At 68.0% G+C, this 3,711-nt stretch carries 4 protein-coding genes and 1 tRNA gene; 1 reads left to right on the top strand and 4 read right to left on the bottom strand.

All coding sequences use genetic code 11. The features are described from left to right. Positions 1 to 177 precede the first annotated feature (177 nt). The 3 genes from G3N93_RS36230 to G3N93_RS36220 form a co-directional block, all read right to left on the bottom strand. On the bottom strand, positions 178 to 1,143 hold the full coding sequence (locus G3N93_RS36230) for a FecR domain-containing protein (protein WP_206135163.1): 966 nt from the start codon (positions 1,141 to 1,143) through the stop codon (positions 178 to 180). Continuing rightward, positions 1,140 to 1,658: a sigma-70 family RNA polymerase sigma factor gene (locus G3N93_RS36225; protein ID WP_206135162.1), complete on the bottom strand. Its 519-nt coding sequence runs from the start codon at positions 1,656 to 1,658 to the stop codon at positions 1,140 to 1,142. The genes G3N93_RS36230 and G3N93_RS36225 overlap by 4 nt, the downstream gene beginning before the upstream one ends. 207 nt (positions 1,659 to 1,865) lie before the next feature. Beyond that, a tRNA-Met gene (locus G3N93_RS36220) sits at positions 1,866 to 1,942 on the bottom strand. Positions 1,943 to 2,125: 183 nt separating this feature from the next. Here G3N93_RS36220 and xth point away from each other — a divergent pair. Beyond that, entirely contained in the window at positions 2,126 to 2,902 is a 777-nt protein-coding gene (gene xth, locus G3N93_RS36215) for an exodeoxyribonuclease III (protein WP_174941836.1), read from the top strand. A gap of 23 nt (positions 2,903 to 2,925) precedes the next feature. On the opposite strand, the gene G3N93_RS36210 is transcribed toward xth, so the two are convergent. Beyond that, a partial coding sequence (locus tag G3N93_RS36210) for a prolyl oligopeptidase family serine peptidase (protein WP_206135161.1) occupies positions 2,926 to 3,711 on the bottom strand: 786 nt, incomplete at its 5' end.

Below are 3,711 nucleotides of genomic sequence, written 5' to 3'. Positions count from 1 at the left end.
CGGCGTGCGGGCCGGTTGGCGGGACGGGAAGCTGCAGACGGGGAAAACCGGCGGAACGCCATGATGAAGAATCCTTTGGGTTCGGAATGTTGCGAAGGTGCATCGTGTATTCCGAACGAACCGCCGAAACCCTCAATCGCCCCGTGAAATTTTTCTCCGATGACCCTGCGCCGGCGTTCAGCGCGGGACGACCGTGACCCAGTAGCGCGTGCGGTAGACGACCTCGACCGGCAACGCGGTACGCAGGCTGGCGAGTGCGCGATCGGTGTCGGTCAGCGAGAACACGCCCGACACCGACAGCCGCGCGAGCGCCGGATCGCAGCGCAGGACGCCGGGCCGGTAGCGTGCGAGCTCGGCGCACCATGCATCGACGCGCATGCGTTCGGCGATCAACCGGCCCTGCGTCCATGCGTTCGCACGCACATCGGCCGGCTCCCGCGGGGCGAAGCCGTCCGCATCGAAACGCACGGCTTCGCCGGCCTCGAGCCGCAGCACGCGATCGGCTGCGCGGGCCGGCCGGATCTCGACCGCGCCGTCGAACACGTCGACGCGTGCACACCCTCCCTCGTCCGACGCCGTGAAGCGCGTGCCGAGCGCACGCGCGATCCCCTGCCGCATCTCGACGCGCAGCGGCCGCCCCGCCGCGTCGTGCGCGGTCTCGACATGAACCGCGCCACGCACGAGGACGATGCGTCGCTCGCGTGCGTCGAACCGCACGTCGATGGCACTTTCCGTGTCGAGCCAGACGCGCGTGCCGTCCGCGAGCATGAGATCGCGCACTTCGCCGACCCCGCTCGCATAGTCGGACGTCGCCGATTGCCACAGACGCGTGCTGCGCACGCCGTAGCTCGCACCGCCGAACGTGATCGCCCAGCCGAGCGCGCGCATCGCGCGCCGGCGCGCAGGCCGGGCCGGCTGGGCGAGCAGGACGTCACGCGCCGTATCGGCCGGCACGCTGCCGAGTTTCGCGTCGATGCCGGCAAGCCGCTGCCACGCGCGCTCATGGTCGGGATGTTCGGCGCGCCAGGCCGCGCAGCGGCGCCGGTCGTCGTCGGTCGCATCGCCCGACCACAGGCGGGCAAGCCAGCCGATCGCCTGCTCGACGACGGCGTCGGGCAATGCATCGCCCTGCCGCCCGCTCACGATGCGCTCCCGTAGAGCGCCGCATAGCACGCGCGCAGCGCGGACGCGACGTACTTCTCGACCGACGACACCGATACGCCGAGTTGCGCGGCGATCTCGCGATAGGTCAGGCCGTCGAGCTTGCACAGCAGCAGCGCCGTGCGTGCGTTGGCGGGCAGGCGATCGAGCATCGCGTCGATTTCGCACAGCGCCTCGATCACGAGCGCGCGTGTTTCGGGAGAAGGCGCTGCGGCCTCGGGCAGGTATCGAACCGTGTCGAGATAGGCCGACTCGATATGCCGCCGCCGATAGAGATCGATCACGAGTCCGTTCGCGATCTGGGTCAGGTAGCGGCGCGAATCGTCGGGTTGAGGCGTCGTGCCGGATGCGAGCACGCGCAGATAGGTGTCGTGGGCAAGATCGGCCGCGTCGCACGCATTGCCGAGCTTCTTGCGCAGCCAGCCACGCAGCCAGCCGTGATGATCGTTGTAGAGCGCACGGAAGCCCCGCTGCGCATGACTGTCGATGACGCCCATGTTCCCCGACGCCGCGTGGTCGCGCAGCGCCCCATTAATGATAATGATTCTCATTAATTTTATGAGACGGGAGGCGAGACTGGCAAGCACGAATCCATGCCGGCGACGACGTTTCCGCGGCCGGAAAACAAAAAACCCGGCACGGGGCCGGGTTCCTGTCGACGAAGCGCGCATCGGTCACTTGCGCTGCACATCGTCTGGTGTGCTTGGTTGCGGGGGTAGGATTTGAACCTACGACCTTCGGGTTATGAGCCCGACGAGCTGCCAGACTGCTCCACCCCGCGTCAGAGAAATAAATTATAGGGTGAGGGAGTACTCACGTCAATACTTTTGTCACAATTTCTTCTCGGTTCATTGAAACCGCTGCGCGCGGCGCCTCCCCTGCCCCGCACGATGCACGCGTTCGCGCCGCGTGCTCGCGGTAAGATGGCGGCCTTCGCATTCACCCCGCACGCACACTCCCGTTCATGAAAATCGCCACCTGGAACGTCAACTCGCTCAACGTCCGCAAGCAGCACGTGCTCGACTGGCTCGCGCAAAGCGGAACCGACGTGCTGTGCCTGCAGGAACTGAAGCTGCCGGACGAGAAATTCCCGCGCGCCGAGCTTGAAGCCGCCGGCTACCGCAGCTGGTTCACGGGCCAGAAGACCTACAACGGCGTCGCGATCCTCGCGCGCGACACGCTGACCGTCGACGAAGCGGACGTCGTGCGCAACATCCCCGGCTTCGACGATCCGCAGCAGCGCGTGGTCGCCGCGACGGTCGACGGCGTGCGCATCGTGTCCGCATATTTCCCGAACGGCCAGGCGCCCGACTCCGACAAGTTCGTCTACAAGATGCAATGGCTCGACGCGCTGCAGGCATGGCTGCGCACCGAGTTGCAGCGCTACCCGAAGCTCGCGCTGCTCGGCGACTACAACATCGCGCCGGAAGACCGCGACGTGCACGACCCGGCGAAATGGGAAGGCCAGAACCTGGTGTCGCCGCAGGAGCGCGCCCACTTCGCGCAGCTGATCGAGCTCGGCTTCGTCGATGCGTTCCGCCGCTTCGAACAACCGGAGAAGACCTTCACGTGGTGGGACTACCGGATGATGGCGTTCCGCCGCAACGCGGGGCTGCGCATCGACCACGTGCTGCTGTCGCCGGCGCTCGCGGAAACCTGCACGTCGTGCGAAGTCGATCGCACGCCGCGCACGTGGGAACAGCCGTCCGACCACACGCCCGTCGTCGCGGTCGTCGGCTGATCGTTCAATCCGCCCGCGCGCGTTCAGCGCCGCGCGGGCGCCGGCCCGAGATGGGCCCACAGGAACCCGAATTCCGCCGCATCGGCTTCCGCGCGTTCCAGATCGTCGGCGCTGCCATGGCCGCCGTCGGTGTTCTCCCAGTACCACACCCGTTCGTGACCGAGCGCGTGCATGCGCGCGCCCATCTTGCGTGCATGCGCGGGATGCACTCGATCGTCGCGCGTCGACGTCGTCAGCAGTAGCGGCGGATACGCGACGCCTTCCCGCACGCGGTGATACGGCGAGTACGCGGCCAGCGCCGCGCCTTCGTGAGGATCGTCCGGGTCGCCGTATTCGTCGAGCCATGCCGCGCCCGCGTGCAGCTTCGGATAGCGCCGCATGTCGAGCAGCGGCACGCGGCAGAGCACCGCGCCGAACAGCTCCGGCCGCTGCACCATGCACGCAGCGACCAGCAACCCGCCGTTGCTGCCCCCCTCGATGCCGAGCTGCGCAGCGGTCGTCACGCCGGTCGCGGCCAGATCCTCGGCCACCGCGATGAAATCGTCGAAGGAACGCTGGCGGTGTTCGCGCTGCGCATCGACGTGCCAGCGCGGCCCGAACTCGCCGCCGCCGCGGATGTGCGCGAACGCCATCACGCCGCCGCGCTCGAGCCACCCGATACCGAACGCATCGCTGTAGCCCGGCAGGTTCGGGATCGCAAAACCGCCATAGCCCGACAGCAGGCACGGCCGCGCGACACGCGGGGCGCCGTCGGCCACGTCGAGTGCATCGCGCGGCCCGATCAACGTGTACGGCACGATCGTGCCGTC

The sequence above is a fragment of the Burkholderia sp. Se-20378 genome (assembly GCF_017104665.1).
Taxonomy (GTDB): Bacteria; Pseudomonadota; Gammaproteobacteria; order Burkholderiales; family Burkholderiaceae; genus Burkholderia; species Burkholderia lata.
The sequence above is the reverse complement of the archived record's forward strand: the minus strand, read 5'-3'. Positions and strand labels throughout refer to the sequence as shown.